Source organism: Pseudonocardia wallangbongensis (genome assembly GCF_054486945.1).
Genome location: NZ_JBRERS010000001.1, coordinates 147,450 through 164,472, shown reverse-complemented (window position 1 = coordinate 164,472; position 17,023 = coordinate 147,450). Strand labels below are relative to the sequence as shown.

The following is a 17,023-nucleotide window of genomic DNA, read 5'->3' as shown; positions in this document are numbered from 1 at the left end:
GATCACGCGTCGGCGCGCGCGGCCTCCAGGATGGACAGGCGGGCCGGGCCGAGCCGGAGCACGCCGTCGTCGAGCGGCTCGCACCGCACCCCGCCGCGGCCGCGCAGCGCCCGGAAGGCGCCGGGGGCGAGCACGACGTCCATCCAGCGGCACGGGTTGGCCGGACGGTGGGCCCGGAAGCGCACGGGGCCGTCGCCCGAGTCGAGGCCGAACAGGGCGCCCGGGTGGTCCCGGGTGGCGGCGAGCTCGTCGACCGGGAAGCCGCGCAACACGATGTTGCGGCGGGTCAGGAGGGGGTCGGGCGGGTGGGGGAGGTCCAGTTCGCGGGCGATCGCGTCGATCGACTCCGCCGCGAACACGGTCACCTCCGCCCGCCGGTGCGCCTGCCGGCCGAAGTAGCGGTCGCCGACGAGCCCGAGCCCGGCGCGCACCTCGACGGCCGCGGGACGGACGCCGTCCGGGTCGGGGCGCGGGCCGTCGTCGGGGCGGCCCTCGAAGGCGTGAACCGGGGATGTGAGGAGGCCGACGATCTCGACCGGGATCTCCACCGCCTCGACGCTACCCGTCAGCCCTTGCGGACCACCCGCTCCGGCTCGCCGGGCTTCCAGATCGTCACCTCCATCGCGCCGTCCACGATCTCCACGGACGACGCCCCGGTCAGGTCCGCGACGTAGAAGGGCCGGAACACGCGTCCCCGCAGGTCGAACCCGATCTGCGCGTAGAGCCAGTCGGCGTACCGCTGGTGCAGGGCGTCGTCCTGCTCGTCGTGGACGCGTCCGAAGAGCTTCGCGTCGCCGTCGGCCACGTGGGTGTCGACGGTGGCGGTGTGCAGGCAGAACCGCGGGTCGCGGGCGAGGTCGGAGAACTTCGTGGTGCCCGGCATGCCGCCGACGACCAGCCGGCCCTCGAAGGTCCGCGGCTCGATCGGGCTGATCCGCGGGAAGCCGTCGGAGCGAAGCGTGGCCAGCATGCAGAGGTTCCCGGTCTTCGCGTGACGGCGCATGAAGACCTCGGCGATCCGCGGGGCGCCCTCGGTGAACTCGTCCCAGGTGCTCATGGGTGGTGACGCTAGGGGCGAACGTCGCCAACCGCTGTCAGGAATGCCGTCACACACCAACATCCGCGCCCACACACGAACTGCAGTTGGTGTGTCAGCGCCACGGTTGGTGTGTGAGCGTCTCAGCGGGGATCGCGGGCGATCAACACGCGCGCCGGGGGGAGGTTTCGCCACACCGTCGGGCTCGCGGTGAGTGAGCCGAACGCCGCCCGCAGGTCCCGCGCCTGCTCCCGGGCGGGCGGGAGCAGGTGGAAGCCGCGCAGCGTGGCCTGGGTGAACGTGCCGGACGGCGCGAGGGCGTCCGCGACGAGCCGGGGCACGGGTGCGGCCGCGTACGCCGCCCACGGCAGCAGGCTCACGATGGCGTCCACCCGCTCGATGCCGTGCTCGCGCAGGACGTCCGGCAGCCGGGCCGCGTCGGCGCAGGCCACGGTGACGGCCGGGTGCCGGGCGGCGAGCCGCTCGGCGAGCACCGGGTTGATCTCGACGGCGAGGTGCCGCCCGGTGCCGCCGAGGCGGTGCGCCAGCGCGTCGGTGACGCGCCCGGTGCCGGCGCCCAGCTCGACGACGACCCGCGAGCCGTCGAGCCGGTGGGGCGCGAGCAGGGCCGTGACCAGTGCCTCCGAGCTGGCGGTCACGGTCGCGACGCGCGTCGGTGCGCGGAGGAACTCCTGGAACAGAACCCGGCCATCAGCCACGCCGAGACCCTAGGGACCGTGGTGGGCGCCGAGGTGACGCGCAGCGGAACAGTCAGGTGGAACATCAGCCGTCGGATGCGCGGGCGAGGTCGCGGGCGCGCAGCGCGAGCCACAGCTCCTGCCGGTCGTGCGCGGAGCCCAGCCGGCGGCCGGTGAGCCGCTCCACCGTCGCGATCCGGTTCCGCACCGTGTGGCGGTGGACCTGCAACGCCGCCGCGGCCGCCTCCCAGTGGCCGTTGTGCTCGAGGAACGCGGTGAGGGTGCGCACGAGCTCGGCGGACCGCTCGCCGGCGTCGAGGGGGCCGAGCACGGCGTCGGCGTAGCCCTGCAGGCGCTTCCCGGGCACGGCGGCGAGGAGCCGGCGGCTGCTCGCGATGTCGGCGGCGTGCACGTGGCGGCCGGCGATCCGGCTCTCCGGCAGGGCGGAGCGCGCCTGGCGCAGCGACACGGCGAGCGCCCCGGGCCGGACCGCGGTCCCGATGCCGGCGGGGCGCGCCGGGGCGAGCGTGCCCAGGACCGCGGCGAGGTCCACGCTGTCGGGCACCGCCATCTCGACGCAGGGCTCCTGCGCGACGTCGACCACGCGGGTCAGCGCGTCGGGCAGCGCTCCGGCGATGTCGGCGGCGAGCTCCGCCGGGTGGGCCGCGGCGACGACGGCGGCCCGCAGGTCGCCGTCGGGCAGGCCCACCGCGTCCAGCAGGCGCGCGGCGGCGACGTCGTCGACGGTGCCCCGGGCCAGCCGGGCCAACACCTGCGCGCGATCGCGCTGCCGCGCCGCCCCGAGACCGTGCACGCGTTCGAGCTCGAGCGACAGCAACGAGACGAGGTCGCCGGTGACCAGGTTGGATCCGGCCCGCTCGGCCGGGCCGGTGACGAGCAGCCAGGCGCGCAGCCTGCGCGACCCGAGCGGGTGCACCTCGCGCCGCTGCGCCGCGGTGGCGTCGACGGCGGCGCCGAGCAGGCCCTGGGCGCGGACCCGGGCGAGCATGCCGGTGAACCCGTCGGCGAGGGCCTCGTGGCCGGGGCGGGAGCTCGCGATGGGGCGCTCCAGCAGGTCGACGACGAGGGCGGCGCGGCCGGTGGCCCGCTCGTACGCGCCGAGGATGCCGGCGAGCCCGCCGGGCTGGACGGCGGCCGCGGTGAGCGCGCGCTGGGTGTGCAGCGCCCACTCCAGCTGGTGGCGTTCCTCGCGGGCCCGCCACGCGAAGACCGCCTTCGTGACGGCGATGAACGGCACCCCGTCCGGCACGGTGAGCAGCGGCAGGCCGGCGTCCGCCGCCGCGCGGACGAGGCAGGCCGGAGCCGACTGGTAGCGCAGGTCCGCGCCCAGCCCCAACCCGAGCGCGCGGACGCCCACGGCGTGCAGGCCGGCGACGTAGGCGGCGCACCCGGCGTCGGACTCGTCGAGCAGCAGCCCGATGGTGAGCAGCAGCTCCCCGCCCTGCAGCCAGGGGCCCGGCTCCGCGAGCTCGGACACGGCCGCGGCCTCGATCTCGCGGTCCAGCGCGGCGTGGCCGGCGACGACGGCGAGCCGCAGCGCCGGGTCGGCGGCGAGGTCGGCGACGGTCAGCACGAGGGCCTCCTGGACGTTTCGGCCAACCGGGTGCGATCACGTTAGACGGCTCGTCGATGTCCGGGAAGTCCTCGAGGCCTCACCCTGGGCCGATGCCGCTGGGACCAGTCGACGCGACCGTGACGCCCCGCTTCGCCGGGCCGGACACGTTCGCGCGCCTGCCGCGCCTCGACCAGGTCAGCGACGTGGACGTGGCGGTGCTCGGGATGCCGTTCGACTCCGGGGTGTCCTACCGGCCCGGCGCCCGCTTCGGCCCGGGACACGTCCGGGCGTCGTCCAAGCTGCTCCGCCCGTTCCACCCGGGCCTGGGCGTGTCGCCGTTCGCCGCCCAGCAGGTGGTCGACGCCGGGGACGTCGCGATCAACCCGTTCGACATCGAGGAGGCGATCGGCGCGGTCGAGCGCGCGTCCGACGAGCTGCGCGGCGGCGGGGCGCGGCTGCTGTCGGTCGGCGGCGACCACACGATCGCGCTGCCGCTGCTGCGCTCGGTGCACCGCACGCACGGGCCGGTCGCCGTGCTGCACTTCGATGCCCACCTCGACACCTGGGACACCTACTTCGGCGCGCCGCACACCCACGGCACCCCGTTCCGGCGGGCGAGCGAGGAGGGCCTGCTCGACCCGGAGCGCTGCCTGCACGTCGGGATCCGCGGGCCGCTGTACGCGGCGAGCGACCTGCGCGACGACCGCGCGCTCGGTTTCCAGGTGATCGGGTCCGACGACTTCCAGACCGACGGGCTCCCGGCCGTGGTCGAGCGGATGCGGGCCCGGCTCGGGGCCGGGCCGGTGTACGTGTCGGTGGACATCGACGTGCTCGACCCCGCGCACGCGCCGGGCACGGGCACGCCCGAGGCGGGCGGGCTCACCAGCCGGGAGCTGCTGCACACGCTGCGCGCGCTGGTGGGAACCGACATCGTCGGCGCCGACATCGTCGAGGTCGCCCCGGCCTACGACCACGCCGAGATCACCGGGATCGCGGCGGCGCACGTGGCGTACGAGCTGCTCGCCGTGCTGGCGGCGGGATGACCACCATCCGGACGGGCGGGTCGGCCGTCGTCGAGACGCTCGCCGCGCACGGCGTCGACACCGTCTTCGGCATCCCCGGCACGCACAACCTGGAGCTCTACCGGCACCTCGCGCCGTGCGGGATCCGCCCCGTGACGCCCCGCCACGAGCAGGGGGCCGGCTACGCCGCGGAGGGGTACGCGCGCGTCGGCGGCCGGCCCGGTGTCGTGCTGACCACCAGCGGTCCCGGGCTGACCAACGTGATGACGGCGGCCGCCACCGCCTACGCCGAGTCGCAGCCGATGCTCGTCCTCTCGCCGGGGGTGCCGACGGGTGCCGAGGGCGCCGACCTCGGCCTGTTGCACGAGACCAAGGACGCGAGCGGTGCGATGGGCCGCCTCGTGCGCTGGAGCCGCCGCGTCGAGAGCCCCGAGGACGCCGCCGACGCCGTCACCGAGGCGTTCGCCGCGTTCCGCGGGACCCGTCCGCGGCCGGTGCACGTCGAGATCCCCGTGGACGTGCTGGAGCGGCCGTGGGGCGGCAGCCCGTGGGTCGGGGCCGTCACACCGGTGCCCGCGCCCGACGCCGCCGCCGTCCGGCGCGCGGCCACCCTGCTCGGCCGGGCGCGCCGTCCGCTCGTGATCGCGGGTGGCGGCGCCGTGGACGCGGCCGCGGAGGTCCGGGAGCTCGCCGAGGCCCTGGGCGCGCCGGTGGCCACCACCGTCAACGGCAAGGGCGTGCTCGACGAGTCGCACCCGCTCGCCGTCGGGGCCGCCGTGCGGCTGCGCGCCCTGCAGGAGGCGGCCGCGGACAGTGACGCCCTGCTGGTCGTGGGCAGCGAGCTCGGCGACGCCGACCTGTGGGAGGGCCGGATCACCGCGGGCGCCGTGATCCGCTGCGACATCGACCCCGCACAGCTGCACAAGAACTGCCGCGCGGACGTCGCGCTGCTCGGTGACGCGGCGGCCACGCTGCGGGCGCTGCTCGCGGTCCTGCCGGAGCACGAGCCTGCCCCGGCCGGCGCAGGCGCGCTGAGGGAGGCGTGCCGGGCCGAGGCGCGGGCCGGTGCCGGGGACTACGAGGAGATCAACGCCGCCGTCCGGGCCGCGCTGCCGTCCGGCGCCGTCCTCACCGGCGACAGCTCGCAGGTCACCTACCTGGGCTCGGTGCACTTCTTCGACGTCCCCGCGCCGCGGCGGTTCTGCTACACGCCCGGCTACGCCACCCTCGGGTACGGCCTGCCGGCGGCGATCGGGGCGGCGCTGGCCCGGCCCGGCCACCCCGCCGCGGCGCTGCTGGGGGACGGGGCCTTCCTGTTCTCCGTGCAGGAGCTGGCCACCGCCGTCGACCTGGGGCTGCCGCTGCCGATCGTGGTGGTCGACAACTGCGGCTACCGCGAGATCCGCGACCAGCAGGAGCGGCGCGGAATCCCGCCCACCGGGGTGGACCTGCCCGCGCCCGATCTCGCCGCGCTGGCCGGGGCCTTCGGCGCCCGCGGCGTGCGCACGACCGACCCGGGCGCGCTCACCGCGCTCGTGGCCGACGCGCTGTCGGCCGACCGCCCGACCCTCATCCACCTCAAGACACGAACGGAGTGAGACGTGGACGTCGCCATCGTCGTCGCCTACCTCGTCGCCATGATCGCGTTCGGCTTCTGGGGCAAGCGCCGCGCCAGGACCGAAGCGGACTTCCTCGTGGCCGGCAGGCGCCTCGGCCCGCTGCTCTACGCCGGCACGATGTCCGCGCTCGTGCTCGGCGGCGCGTCGACGATCGGCGGCATCGGCCTCGGATACGAGTACGGGCTGTCGGGCATGTGGCTCGTGGTCGCGATCGGCGCCGGCGTCCTGCTGCTGTCGCTGCTGTTCGCCGGGCGGGTGCAGCGGCTGGGCGTCTACACCGTCAGCCAGATGCTCGAGCTGCGGTACGGGCCGGGGGCGAGCGTGCTGTCCGGGGTGGTGATGTTCGGCTACACGCTGATGCTGACGGTGACCTCGACGATCGCGTACGCCACGATCTTCGCGGCGCTGCTCGACCTGCCGCGGGTGCCGTCGATCATCGTCGGCGGCGTCGTCGTGGTGGTCTACTCGGCGCTCGGCGGGATGTGGTCGATCACGCTCACCGACTTCGTGCAGTTCCTGATCCAGACCGTCGGGATCTTCCTGATCCTGCTCCCGGTGGTGCTCGTGCAGGCCGGCGGGTTCGCGGCCGTGCCACCGGAGGCGCTCTCGCTCACCACGATCGGTGGCGAGACGATCGTGACGTACTTCGTCATCTACACGTTCGGCCTGCTCATCGGGCAGGACATCTGGCAGCGCGTGTTCACCGCCCGCAGCCCGGGCGTGGCCCGCTGGGGAGGAGCGGCGGCGGGCGTCTACTGCCTGCTGTACGGCGTGGCGGGCGCGCTGGTCGGGATGGGCGCGAGCGTGCTGATCCCCGGCCTCGAGGAGCGCGACGACGCCTTCACCGCGGTGGTGGACGCCACCATGACGCCGGTGCTCGCGGGGCTGGTGCTCGCCGCGGCGCTGGCCGCCGTCATGTCCACCGCCAGCGGCGCGCTCATCGCCAACGCCACGGTGTTCGGCCAGGACATCCTGCAGCGGCTGCGCGGGCGCGCGCCCGCCGGCGGGGAGGAGGACCACGTGCGCGGCAACCGGCTGCTCATCATCGCGCTCGGCGTGGTCGTGATCGTGATCTCGTGCCTGCTGCAGGACGTGGTGGCCGCGCTGACGATCGCCTACGACATCCTGGTCGGCGGCCTGCTGGTGCCGATCCTGGGTGGCCTGGTGTGGCGGCGCGCCACGATCGTCGGCGCCGTGGCGGCGATGGCCGCCGGCACCGTGGCCACCGTCGCCACGATGATCGCGGTCGGCGACATCTACGCGAACGAGCCGGTGTACGTCGGGCTGGCGGCCGGGCTGGTCGCGTTCGTGGCCGGGAGCCTCGCGTCGCGGCGCACGGCGCCGGAGGTGCTGGCCGAGTGGGACCGGCGCAGCGCGCCCGAGCGGACGTCCGTGGTGTGATGGCCCGGTGCCGGTGCCCGTCGTCCCAGCCGTCTTCCACCTGCGGCGGGCGCGCGACCTGATCGACCGGCACTTCGCCGAGCCGCTCGACATCGACGCGATGGCCCGGGCGGCCGGGTTCTCCCGCTACCACTTCGTGCGGGTGTTCACGCGGGCCTACGGGGAGACGCCGGGCCGGTACCTCACCCGCCGGCGGGTCGAGCGCGCGCAGGACCTGCTGCGCTCGGCCAACCTGACGGTCACCGAGGTCTGCCACCTGGTCGGGTTCTCGAGCCTCGGGTCGTTCAGCTCGCGGTTCTCGGAGCTGGTCGGTGCACCGCCCACCGAGTACCGCAGGCTCCACGCGGAGCGTGGTGCGCCGCGCGTGCCCGGCTGCTTCGTGATGGCGTGGAGCCGTCCCGGCCGGACCGGCACCGCAACGTCGGAGAAGCATCCGACGAACGGTGGGTCCTAGCGTCGTCGTACCCGACGGGAGGACGACATGATCAGAAGGTTGTCGCACGCGTCCCTGTTCGTGCTGGACCAGGACCGGGCGAAGGAGTTCTACACGGAGAAGCTCGGCTTCGAGGTGCGCAGCGACGTGCGGATGGGTGCGGACTTCGAGGGAGCGGGGGAGGGGTTCCGCTGGCTCACGGTCGGCCCGCCCGACCAGCCGGACGTCGACATGATCCTGGCCGATCCGCGGATGGTCGGCGACGCCGCCACGGCCGACCAGATCCGCGCGCTCGTCGCGAAGGGGGCGCTGGGCGCCGGGGCGATGGCCACCGACGACATCCGGAAGACCTACGAGGAGCTGACCGCCCGCGGGGTCGTGTTCACCCAGGAGCCGGCTGAGCGGCCCTACGGCGTGGAAGCGATCTTCCGCGACGACTCCGGCAACTGGTTCAGCCTCACCCAGCCGGTCGGGTGAGAAGGATCCGGCCCGGGTCGGCGCGCCCCTGAAGCGCCCCGCGGGCACGCCGGTAGCCTGCCTCTCGAACGGCTGTTCGCGGAAATGATCGGCTTGGCGAAGATCGGGTGGGGGAGATCGGGTGCGGGTGCTCGGCGTCGACCCGGGGTTGACCCGGTGCGGGCTCGGCGTCGTCGACGGTGCGGGCGGACGGCGCGTGCAGTGCGTGGCGGTCGACGTCGTGCGCACTCCGGCCGACGATCCGCTGCCGGAGCGGCTGCTCGCGGTCGGCGCCGCCGTCGAGCGGTGGATCGAGCGGCACCGGCCCGACGTGGTCGCGGTCGAGCGGGTGTTCAGCCAGCACAACGTCCGCACGGTGATGGGCACGGCCCAGGTCAGCGGCGTCGTCGCGATGCTCGCCGCGAAGGCGGGGCTGCCGGTCGCGTTCCACACGCCCAGCGAGGTGAAGGCCGCCGTCACGGGCGAGGGGCGCGCGGGGAAGCAGCAGGTGACGACCATGGTCACGCGGCTGCTCGGCCTGGAGGAGGCGCCGCGGCCGGCCGATGCGGCCGACGCGCTCGCCCTCGCCATCTGCCACTGCTGGCGCGCGCCCATGCTCGACCGGATGGCGCAGGCACAGGCGCGGTCGGCCGAGCTCGCGCGTGCCCACCGGACCCGGCTGGAGGCGGCCCGGAAGGCGAGGGGAGAGGCATCATGATCAGTTCGGTGCGGGGTGAGGTTCTGGAGATCGGCCTCGACCACGCCGTCGTCGAGGTGGGCGGGGTCGGCCTCGCCGTGCAGGCCTCGCCGGGCACCCTCTCCCGGCTGCGACGCGGCGAGCAGGGCAGGCTCGCCACCGCGCTCGTGGTGCGGGAGGACTCGCTCACCCTGTTCGGGTTCGCCGACGAGGAGGAGCGGGAGCTCTTCGGACTGCTGCAGACCGTGAGCGGCATCGGGCCGCGCATCGCGCTCGCCACGCTCGCCGTGCTGAGCCCCGAAGCGTTGCGCCGCGCGCTCGTCGACGCCGATCTCACGACGCTCACCCGGGTGCCCGGGATCGGCCGCAAGGGCGCCGAACGGCTGGCCCTGGAGCTGCGCGACAAGGTCGTCGCGCCCGCGGCGGCGCCTGCGATGCTGCCGGGCACCGCGAACGGGTCCAACCCGCGGCGCGACCAGGTCGTGGAGGCGCTGGTCGGCCTCGGTTTCGCGGCGAAGCCGGCCGAGGGGGCGGTCGACGCCGTCCTGGCCGGTGACGGGACCTCGGACGCGAGCGCGCTGCTGCGTGCCGCGCTCACGAGGCTGGGTGGCAAGGGACGGTGACCGAGGTCGCGCTCACGCCGGAGCCCGAGCCGGAGGACCTCGAGGCCGACGCCTCGCTGCGCCCGCGCACGCTCACCGAGTTCATCGGGCAGCCGCGCGTGCGCGAGCAGCTGGAGCTCGTGCTCGAGGGCGCGCGCCGCCGCGACCAGCCGCCCGACCACATCCTGCTGTCCGGGCCGCCCGGGCTCGGCAAGACGAGCCTCGCGCTCATCGTGGCCGCCGAGATGGGCGCGGCGATCCGGCTGACGTCCGGGCCCGCCCTGGAACGCGCGGGCGACCTCGCCGCGATGCTGTCCAACCTCGAACCGGGCGACGTCCTGTTCATCGACGAGATCCACCGCACGGCCCGGCCGGCCGAGGAGATGCTCTACCTGGCCATGGAGGACTTCCGCGTCGACGTCGTCGTCGGCAAGGGGCCCGGCGCCACGTCCATCCCGCTCGACATCGCCCCGTTCACGCTGGTGGGCGCCACCACCCGGTCCGGCGCACTCACCGGCCCGCTGCGCGACCGCTTCGGCTTCACCGCCCACATGGAGTTCTACGAGTCGGGGGAGCTGGAGCTCGTGCTGCGCCGGGCGGCCACCATCCTGGGCGTCGATCTGCGCCCGGACGGCGGCGAGGAGATCGCGATGCGCTCCCGCGGCACCCCGCGCATCGCCAACCGCCTGCTGCGGCGGGTGCGGGACTTCGCGGAGGTGCGCGCCGACGGTGCCGTCACCCGCGCCGTGGCCCGCGACGCGCTCGCCGTGTACGACGTCGACGAGCTCGGCCTCGACCGGCTCGACCGCGCGGTGCTCGGGGCGCTCGTGCGCTCCTTCGGCGGCGGACCGGTGGGCGTGTCGACGCTGGCAGTGGCGGTGGGCGAGGAACCGGGTACCGTCGAGGAGGTCTGCGAGCCCTTCCTCGTGCGGGCCGGGATGCTGGCGCGCACACCGCGGGGACGGGTGGCCACGGCCGCCGCCTGGTCACATCTGGGCATCGCTGCGCCACCCGACGTCACTCCGGGTGGCCCTCCCGCGTTGTTCTGAACCGGGGGCTGGCAGACTCTGGTGGCTTCTCGACGCGCGGAGAATCGGAGACCAATACCATGGAACTGCTGTTCCCCCTGCTAATCCTGCTGCTGTTCATCCCGATCTTCCTTTCGGGGCGGAAGCAGCGGCGTCAGCAGCAGGAGATGCAGAAGATGCAGGCGGCCCTCGAGGCCGGGGACGTCGTGATGACGACGTCGGGCCTGCGCGGCACCATCGTCGACGCGTCCTACGAGGACACGCTCGACATCGAGATCGCTGACGGCGTCATCACCACCTGGGTGCGGGGCGCGGTCCGGGAGAAGGTCGACCCCGTCATCTCCGAGGACGACGCCCCGGCGGAGGAGACGCCGGCCGCGCCGGCCGCCGTCACGGAGCCGGAGCCCGACGAGGCGGCGGCGCCGTCGCTCGAGAAGTCGGCTGTGGAGAAGGACGAGTCGACGAACGGCACGGCCCGCAGCTGACGGCGCCGCGCGGCCGCCGGTGAGCCGGGCGGGTCGCACCTGAGCAGGAAGAAGATCGCGAGCAGTGGCATCCACCCCGGGGCAGATCCGCCCCTGGCGCCATCTGGCGTCGTTCGTCGCCGTCGTCGCTGCGCTGTACGCGCTGGTGTTCTTCACCGGCGGCGGCAGTCCGACGCCCAAGCTGGGCATCGACCTACAGGGTGGCACCCGCGTCACCCTGGAGCCCCGCACCGAGACCGGCGCCGAGCCGCCGCGCGACCAGCTCCAGCAGGCGCAGGCGATCATCGAGGAGCGCGTCAACGGCCTCGGTGTGAGTGGCGCCGAGGTGGTGATCGACGGCAGCAACCTGACGATCACCGTGCCCGGCCAGGAGGGCGAACAGGCGCGTTCGCTCGGCCAGACGGCCCAGCTGCGCTTCCGCGAGGTCGTCGGCGGGCCGTACGCCGCGCAGCAACAGCCCCAGCAGCAGCCGGGTGCCCCACCTGCGGATCCTGGTGCGCCCCCGGCGGCGCCGGACGCGGGGCAGGCTCCTGCGCCGGGGCAACCGCAGGGCATGGGTGACGGGGTCGAGCGCGATGTCGCCCCGGTCGCCTTCAGCCGGCCGCTGCAGGATCCGCCGCCGCCACCCGCGCCACCGCCCGCCTCGGGCACCGCAGCGCCCGCCGACCCCCGGCTCGCGGCCGAGGTCGAGTCGGCCCGCCAGATGCGGCAGAGCACCGACCCGACGGTGCAGCAGACCGCGCTGCTGACGCTCGACTGCCATGCCCGCGACCCGCTGCGCGGCTACGACGACCCCACCAAGCCGCTGGTGGCGTGCAACCAGGACGGCACCGAGAAGTACGTCCTGGGGCCGTCGTTCCTCGAGGGCACCGACATCGCCGGCGCGCAGGCCCAGCAGAACACCCAGGGCGTCGGCTGGGTCGTCAGCCTGACGTTCGAGGGGCACGGCCAGCAGGTGTGGGGCGACTACACCACCAACAACGTCGGGAAGCTGACGGCGTTCACGCTCGACGGCGAGGTCGTGTCGGCGCCCAAGATCAACCAGCCGATCTTCGGGGCCACCCAGATCGAGGGCCAGTTCAGCCAGGCGGAGGCCGAGCAGCTGGCCGGCGCCCTGCGGTACGGCTCGCTGCCGCTGTCGTTCGAGTCGTCGGAGGCGCAGACGGTGTCCGCGACGCTCGGTCTCGCATCGCTGGAGGCCGGGCTGATCGCCGGCGGGATCGGGCTGCTGCTCGTGTTCGTCTACGGCCTCTTCTACTACCGGGTGCTCGGGATACTCCTGGTCCTGTCGCTGGGGCTCTCCGCGGCGATCGTCTATCCCGTGCTGGTGCTGCTCGGACGCTGGATCGGGTTCACCCTCGACCTGGCGGGCGTGGCCGGCTTCATCCTGGCCATCGGCATCACGGCCGACTCGTTCATCATCTTCTTCGAACGGTTGAAGGACGAGATGCGCGAAGGGCGGACGTTCCGCTCGGCCGTACCGCGCGGATGGGTGCGGGCGCGGCGCACGATCCTCTCGGCCGACGCCGTGAGCTTCCTGTGCTCGGCGGTGCTGTACCTGCTGGCCGTCGGGCAGGTGAAGGGCTTCGCCTTCACCCTCGGCCTGTCCACCGTGCTCGACCTGGTCGTCGTGTTCCTGGTGACGCACCCGCTGGTGTCGTTGGTGGCCAAGTCGCGCGTGTTCAGCAACCCCGGCCTGTCCGGGTTGGGCGAGGCCGCCCGCACGGGCGCCCAGCGCAGGCGGGCACTCGCCGCCGCATCCGGCCGATCGAAGGGAGCCTGACGTGGCCGGGGTCCTCAACAGGCTCTACACGGGCACGGGTGCGTTCGACATCATCGGGCGCAAGCGCCTCTGGTACATCGCGTTCTCGGTACTGGTGCTGGTGTGCATCGGCTCGATGGTGTTCCGCGGCTTCAACCTCGGCATCGACTTCACCGGTGGCACGCAGATCCAGTTCCCCACCACGTCCACGGCCGCCCCGGCCGACGTCGAGTCGGTGCGGGCGGTGTACGAGCGGGTGATCGGCAGCGAGCCGGAGGCCGTGCAGGCGGCCGGCACGGGCGACTCGGCGTCGATCCTGCTCCGGTCGGAGCCGCTCGGCCCGGCCCAGCTGGTGCCGCTCAAGCAGGCGCTCTTCGACACGTTCCAACCCGTCGGTGCGAGCGGCACGCCGGCGCTCGACGCGATCAGCGACAGCGCGGTGAGCGGTAGCTGGGGCGGGCAGATCACCCGCCAGGCGCTCATCGCGCTGGCCGTGTTCCTGGTGCTCGTCACGGTCTTCCTGGCGTTCTACTTCGAACGGGCCATGGCGCTCGCCGCGCTCGTCGCCCTGCTGCACGACGTGGTGGTCACCGCCGGCATCTACTCGATCATCGGGTTCGAGGTCACCCCGTCCACGGTGATCGGCCTGCTGACGATCCTCGGGTTCTCCCTGTACGACACGGTCGTGGTGTTCGACAAGGTCAAGGAGAACACCCGCGGTCTGCTCGGGCTCACCCGCCGCACGTACGCCGAGACGGCCAACCTCGCGCTCAACCAGACGCTCATCCGGTCGCTCAACACCTCGCTCTTCGCGGTGCTGCCGGTCGTGGCGCTGATGGTGATCGGCGTCGGTGTCCTCGGGGTCGGCACGCTCGCCGACCTGGCGCTCGTGCAGATGGTGGGCATCATCGCGGGCGCGCTGTCGTCGCTGCTGCTGGCCTCGCCGATCCTCGTCGACCTCAAGATGCGCGACCCGCGGTACCAGCAGCAGGCGGAGCGGGTGGCGGCGCGCAGGCGGAAGGCGGCCGGCGCCGCCGCCGCTCAGGCCGAGGGCGCGGCACCCGGCAGCGACCCGGACCTCGCCGACGACGCCGTGCTCGAGGGCGAGCTGCGCCAGGAGCGCGCCATGGCCGCGGCCGGCACCGTGCCGGCGCGGCACGCCCGCGGGCAGCAGCGGCCGGCGCGGCCCTCCGGCAAGTCGGGCCGGCCGTCCGGCAAGCGGCACCGGTGACCGGCCCCGTCGTCGTGGCGGGCGCCGACACCGAGTCCGGGCCCGAGCTGGAGCGGGTGGCCGGGCTGGTCCGCGACGTGCCCGACTTCCCGTCGCCGGGGATCCTGTTCCGGGACATCACGCCGGTCCTCGCGGACGCCGAAGCGTTCACGGCGGTGACCACCGAGCTCGCAGCGCTCGTGCGGGATGCCGACGTGGTGGCCGGGGTCGAGGCGCGCGGGTTCCTGCTGGGCGCCGCGGTCGCGGTGGTGGCGGGCACGGGCGTCGTCCCCGTCCGCAAGGCGGGCAAGCTGCCGCGGGTGGCGGCGGCGCGCAGCTACGACCTGGAGTACGGCACCGCCACGCTGGAGCTGCCCGCCGACGCCGTCGCCCCGGGCGCGCGCGTCTTCCTCGTCGACGACGTGCTCGCCACCGGCGGCACCGCCGCGGCGTCCGCCGACCTGTTGCGCGAGGTGGGCGCCACCGTCATCGGGTTCGGCGCGCTGCTGGAGCTCACCGCGCTGAACGGCCGGTCACGGCTGGGTGACCTCCCGGTGCACGCCCTGCTGGCGGTCTGATCGGGGAAGCCTAGACTGGTGCGGGTGAAGGGCAGGACCGGATGACGGAGCTGCACCAGCCCGCGCCCCCGGCCGCGAGCCCGGCCCCACCCGCTCCCGAGACGAACGGAAACGGGGCCCGGCCGTCGGCCACGCGCCGGGTGCGTGCCCGTATCGCGCGGCGGATGACGCCGCAGCGGGTGGCCGTCGTCGGCCCGGTGCTCGAACCGCTCGCCAGCGTGCACCGCACGCTGCACCCGAAGGCCGACCTGGGGCTCCTGCAGCGCGCCTACGACGTGGCGGAGGCCAAGCACGCCGGCCAGAAGCGCAAGTCGGGCGACCCGTACATCACCCACCCGCTCGCCGTGTCCAGCATCCTGGCGGAGCTGGGCATGGACACCACCACGCTCGTCGCGGCGCTGCTGCACGACACGGTTGAGGACACCGACTACTCGCTCGACCGGCTGCGCAAGGACTTCGGCGAGGAGGTCGCGCACCTCGTCGACGGCGTCACCAAGCTGGACAAGGTCGAGCTGGGCACCGCCGCCGAGGCGGAGACGATCCGCAAGATGATCGTCGCGATGGCCCGCGACCCGCGGGTGCTGGTGATCAAGCTGTCGGACCGGCTGCACAACATGCGCACGATGCGCTTCCTGCCGCCGGAGAAGCAGGCGAAGAAGGCCCGGGAGACCCTGGAGGTGCTCGCCCCGCTGGCCCACCGGCTCGGGATGGCCACCATCAAGTGGGAGCTGGAGGACCTGTCCTTCGCGATCCTGCACCCGAAGAAGTACTCCGAGATCGTGCGCCTCGTCGCCACGCGGGCGCCGTCCCGCGACACGTACCTCAAGCAGGTCATCGACGAGGTCATGCAGCAGCTCGACTCGGCGCGGATCACCGCCACCGTCGAGGGCCGGCCCAAGCACTACTACTCGATCTACCGCAAGATGATCGTCAAGGGCCGCGACTTCGACGACATCCACGACCTCGTCGGCGTCCGCGTGCTCGTCGACGAGGTGCGTGACTGCTACGCGGCGATGGGCATGGTCCACGCCCTGTGGCAGCCGATGCCGGGCCGGTTCAAGGACTACATCGCCCAGCCCCGGTTCGGGGTTTACCAGTCGCTGCACACCACCGTGATCGGGCCGGACGGCAAGCCGCTCGAGGTGCAGATCCGCACCCGCGAGATGCACAACACGGCCGAGTTCGGCATCGCGGCGCACTGGCGGTACAAGGAGTCCCGCGGCTCCCACAACGGCCAGGCCGTCGAGGTGGAGCAGATGGCGTGGATGCGCCAGCTCCTCGACTGGCAGCGGGAGGCCGCCGACCCGGGCGACTTCCTGGAGTCGCTGCGCAACGAGCTCGGCGCGCAGCAGATCTTCGTGTTCACGCCCAAGGGCGACGTCGTCACGCTGCCCTCCGGGTCCACCCCGGTCGACCTCGCATACGCCGTGCACACCGAGGTGGGCAACCGCTGCATCGGCTCCCGCGTCAACGGCAAGCTGGTGGCGCTCGAACGCAAGCTCGAGTCCGGTGACGTCGTCGAGATCTTCACGTCGAAGGCGGAGAGCGCCGGACCGAGCCGTGACTGGCTCTCGTTCGTCGCATCCCCCCGCGCGAAGACGAAGGTCAAGCAGTGGTTCGCGAAGGAGCGCCGCGAGGAGGCCATCGAAGCGGGCAAGGAGTCCATCGCCCGCGAGGCCCGGCGCACCTCGTTCCCCCTGCAGCGGCTCGTCTCGGCCGACGCGATGACGGCACTCGCGCGCGAGATGCACTTCCCCGACGTCTCCGGCCTGTACGCGGCCGTGGGCGAGGGCCACGCCAGCGCCCGGCACGTCGTGCAGCGGCTGGTCGCGCTGCTGGGTGGCGAGGACCAGGCCGAGGAGGACCTCGCCGAGCGCGCCACCCCGTCGATCGTGCGGTTGCGCCGCACCACGGGCGACGCCGGCGTCGTGGTGCGCGGCTCGGACGGCGACGTCGGCGACATGTACACCAAGCTCGCCCGCTGCTGCACGCCGGTGCCGGGCGACGACATCCTCGGGTTCGTCACCCGCGGCGGCGGCATCAGCGTGCACCGCACCGACTGCACCAACGCCAAGGAGCTGCAGGCCCGCTCGGAGCGGCTCGTCGACGTCACCTGGTCGGTGCAGCCGGGCTCGGTGTTCCTCGTGGCCATCCAGGTGGAGGCGCTCGACCGGCACCGCCTGCTGTCCGACGTCACCAAGGTGCTCGCCGACGAGCGGGTCAACATCCTCTCCGCATCCGTCCAGACCTCCCGCGACCGGGTGGCGGTCTCCCGCTTCACGTTCGAGATGGGCGATCCGAAGCACCTCGGGCACGTGCTGCGCGCGGTGCGCAACGTCGAGGGCGTCTACGACGTGTACCGGGTGACCAGCGCGAGCTGAGTGCCGCACGGCTGACCTGGGTACCTCCTTCCCACAGAG

At 73.8% G+C, this 17,023-nt stretch carries 17 protein-coding genes; 13 read left to right on the top strand and 4 right to left on the bottom strand.

The genetic code is table 11. From position 1 onward, the window contains the following. Positions 1-2: 2 nt before the first annotated feature. From ACU436_RS00805 to ACU436_RS00790, 4 genes are all read right to left on the bottom strand, one after another. Positions 3-548, bottom strand: coding sequence for an MOSC domain-containing protein (locus tag ACU436_RS00805; protein ID WP_459020660.1), 546 nt, complete (start codon positions 546-548; stop codon positions 3-5). A gap of 17 nt (positions 549-565) precedes the next feature. Then, the gene (locus tag ACU436_RS00800; protein ID WP_459020659.1) at positions 566-1,057 is read right to left on the bottom strand and encodes a pyridoxamine 5'-phosphate oxidase family protein; all 492 of its coding nucleotides are present in this window, start codon (positions 1,055-1,057) and stop codon (positions 566-568) included. 122 nt (positions 1,058-1,179) lie between these two features. After that, entirely contained in the window at positions 1,180-1,755 is a 576-nt protein-coding gene (locus ACU436_RS00795; protein ID WP_459020658.1) for a class I SAM-dependent methyltransferase, read from the bottom strand. A gap of 64 nt (positions 1,756-1,819) precedes the next feature. Continuing rightward, the gene (locus ACU436_RS00790; protein WP_459020657.1) at positions 1,820-3,328 is read right to left on the bottom strand and encodes a PucR family transcriptional regulator; all 1,509 of its coding nucleotides are present in this window, start codon (positions 3,326-3,328) and stop codon (positions 1,820-1,822) included. 92 nt (positions 3,329-3,420) lie between these two features. On the opposite strand from ACU436_RS00790, the gene speB reads away from it, so the two are divergent. The 13 genes from speB (at position 3,421) to ACU436_RS00725 (ending at position 16,984) form a co-directional block, all read left to right on the top strand. Then, positions 3,421-4,353 carry an agmatinase gene (gene speB, locus ACU436_RS00785; RefSeq protein ID WP_459020656.1) on the top strand — a complete coding sequence of 311 codons (933 nt, stop codon included), beginning with the start codon at positions 3,421-3,423 and terminating at the stop codon, positions 4,351-4,353. Next, positions 4,350-5,930 carry a 5-guanidino-2-oxopentanoate decarboxylase gene (locus ACU436_RS00780; protein WP_459020655.1) on the top strand — a complete coding sequence of 527 codons (1,581 nt, stop codon included), beginning with the start codon at positions 4,350-4,352 and terminating at the stop codon, positions 5,928-5,930. The genes speB and ACU436_RS00780 overlap by 4 nt, the downstream gene beginning before the upstream one ends. Before the next feature lie 3 nt (positions 5,931-5,933). Beyond that, on the top strand, positions 5,934-7,352 hold the full coding sequence (locus ACU436_RS00775; RefSeq protein ID WP_459020654.1) for a sodium:solute symporter family protein: 1,419 nt from the start codon (positions 5,934-5,936) through the stop codon (positions 7,350-7,352). Positions 7,353-7,365: 13 nt separating this feature from the next. Continuing rightward, the gene (locus ACU436_RS00770) at positions 7,366-7,806 is read left to right on the top strand and encodes a helix-turn-helix domain-containing protein (protein ID WP_459022573.1); all 441 of its coding nucleotides are present in this window, start codon (positions 7,366-7,368) and stop codon (positions 7,804-7,806) included. Positions 7,807-7,833: 27 nt separating this feature from the next. Continuing rightward, a complete protein-coding gene (locus ACU436_RS00765) occupies positions 7,834-8,262 on the top strand; it encodes a VOC family protein (protein WP_459020653.1) in 429 nt (142 codons plus the stop codon). A 121-nt stretch (positions 8,263-8,383) separates the two neighbouring features. Beyond that, positions 8,384-8,959: a crossover junction endodeoxyribonuclease RuvC gene (ruvC, locus tag ACU436_RS00760; protein ID WP_459020652.1), complete on the top strand. Its 576-nt coding sequence runs from the start codon at positions 8,384-8,386 to the stop codon at positions 8,957-8,959. Beyond that, positions 8,956-9,561, top strand: coding sequence for a Holliday junction branch migration protein RuvA (ruvA, locus tag ACU436_RS00755; RefSeq protein ID WP_459020651.1), 606 nt, complete (start codon positions 8,956-8,958; stop codon positions 9,559-9,561). The genes ruvC and ruvA overlap by 4 nt, the downstream gene beginning before the upstream one ends. Then, positions 9,558-10,589, top strand: coding sequence for a Holliday junction branch migration DNA helicase RuvB (gene ruvB, locus ACU436_RS00750; RefSeq protein ID WP_459020650.1), 1,032 nt, complete (start codon positions 9,558-9,560; stop codon positions 10,587-10,589). The genes ruvA and ruvB overlap by 4 nt, the downstream gene beginning before the upstream one ends. 59 nt (positions 10,590-10,648) lie before the next feature. Continuing rightward, positions 10,649-11,053, top strand: coding sequence for a preprotein translocase subunit YajC (yajC, locus tag ACU436_RS00745; RefSeq protein WP_459020649.1), 405 nt, complete (start codon positions 10,649-10,651; stop codon positions 11,051-11,053). Positions 11,054-11,117: 64 nt separating this feature from the next. Next, positions 11,118-12,836 (top strand): protein translocase subunit SecD, encoded by a 1,719-nt coding sequence (secD, locus tag ACU436_RS00740; RefSeq protein ID WP_459020648.1) that lies wholly within the window; start codon positions 11,118-11,120, stop codon positions 12,834-12,836. A 1-nt stretch (position 12,837) separates the two neighbouring features. Next, positions 12,838-14,046 carry a protein translocase subunit SecF gene (gene secF / locus ACU436_RS00735; protein ID WP_459020647.1) on the top strand — a complete coding sequence of 403 codons (1,209 nt, stop codon included), beginning with the start codon at positions 12,838-12,840 and terminating at the stop codon, positions 14,044-14,046. Then, the gene (locus ACU436_RS00730) at positions 14,043-14,603 is read left to right on the top strand and encodes an adenine phosphoribosyltransferase (RefSeq protein ID WP_459020646.1); all 561 of its coding nucleotides are present in this window, start codon (positions 14,043-14,045) and stop codon (positions 14,601-14,603) included. Before secF ends, ACU436_RS00730 begins: the two co-directional genes overlap by 4 nt. A 41-nt stretch (positions 14,604-14,644) precedes the next feature. Continuing rightward, the gene (locus ACU436_RS00725) at positions 14,645-16,984 is read left to right on the top strand and encodes a RelA/SpoT family protein (protein ID WP_459020645.1); all 2,340 of its coding nucleotides are present in this window, start codon (positions 14,645-14,647) and stop codon (positions 16,982-16,984) included. The last annotated feature ends 39 nt before the right edge of the window (positions 16,985-17,023 follow it).

Bases quoted from the DNA above. Each gene is read 5' to 3' on its own strand.
- speB (WP_459020656.1), top strand. From the start codon at position 3,421: ATGCCGCTGGGACCAGTCGACGCGACCGTGACGCCCCGCTTCGCCGGG.
- yajC (WP_459020649.1), top strand. From the start codon at position 10,649: ATGGAACTGCTGTTCCCCCTGCTAATCCTGCTGCTGTTCATCCCGATC.
- ACU436_RS00800 (WP_459020659.1), bottom strand. From the start codon at position 1,057: ATGAGCACCTGGGACGAGTTCACCGAGGGCGCCCCGCGGATCGCCGAG.
- ACU436_RS00725 (WP_459020645.1), top strand. From the start codon at position 14,645: ATGACGGAGCTGCACCAGCCCGCGCCCCCGGCCGCGAGCCCGGCCCCA.
- ACU436_RS00765 (WP_459020653.1), top strand. From the start codon at position 7,834: ATGATCAGAAGGTTGTCGCACGCGTCCCTGTTCGTGCTGGACCAGGAC.
- ruvA (WP_459020651.1), top strand. From the start codon at position 8,956: ATGATCAGTTCGGTGCGGGGTGAGGTTCTGGAGATCGGCCTCGACCAC.
- ACU436_RS00780 (WP_459020655.1), top strand. From the start codon at position 4,350: ATGACCACCATCCGGACGGGCGGGTCGGCCGTCGTCGAGACGCTCGCC.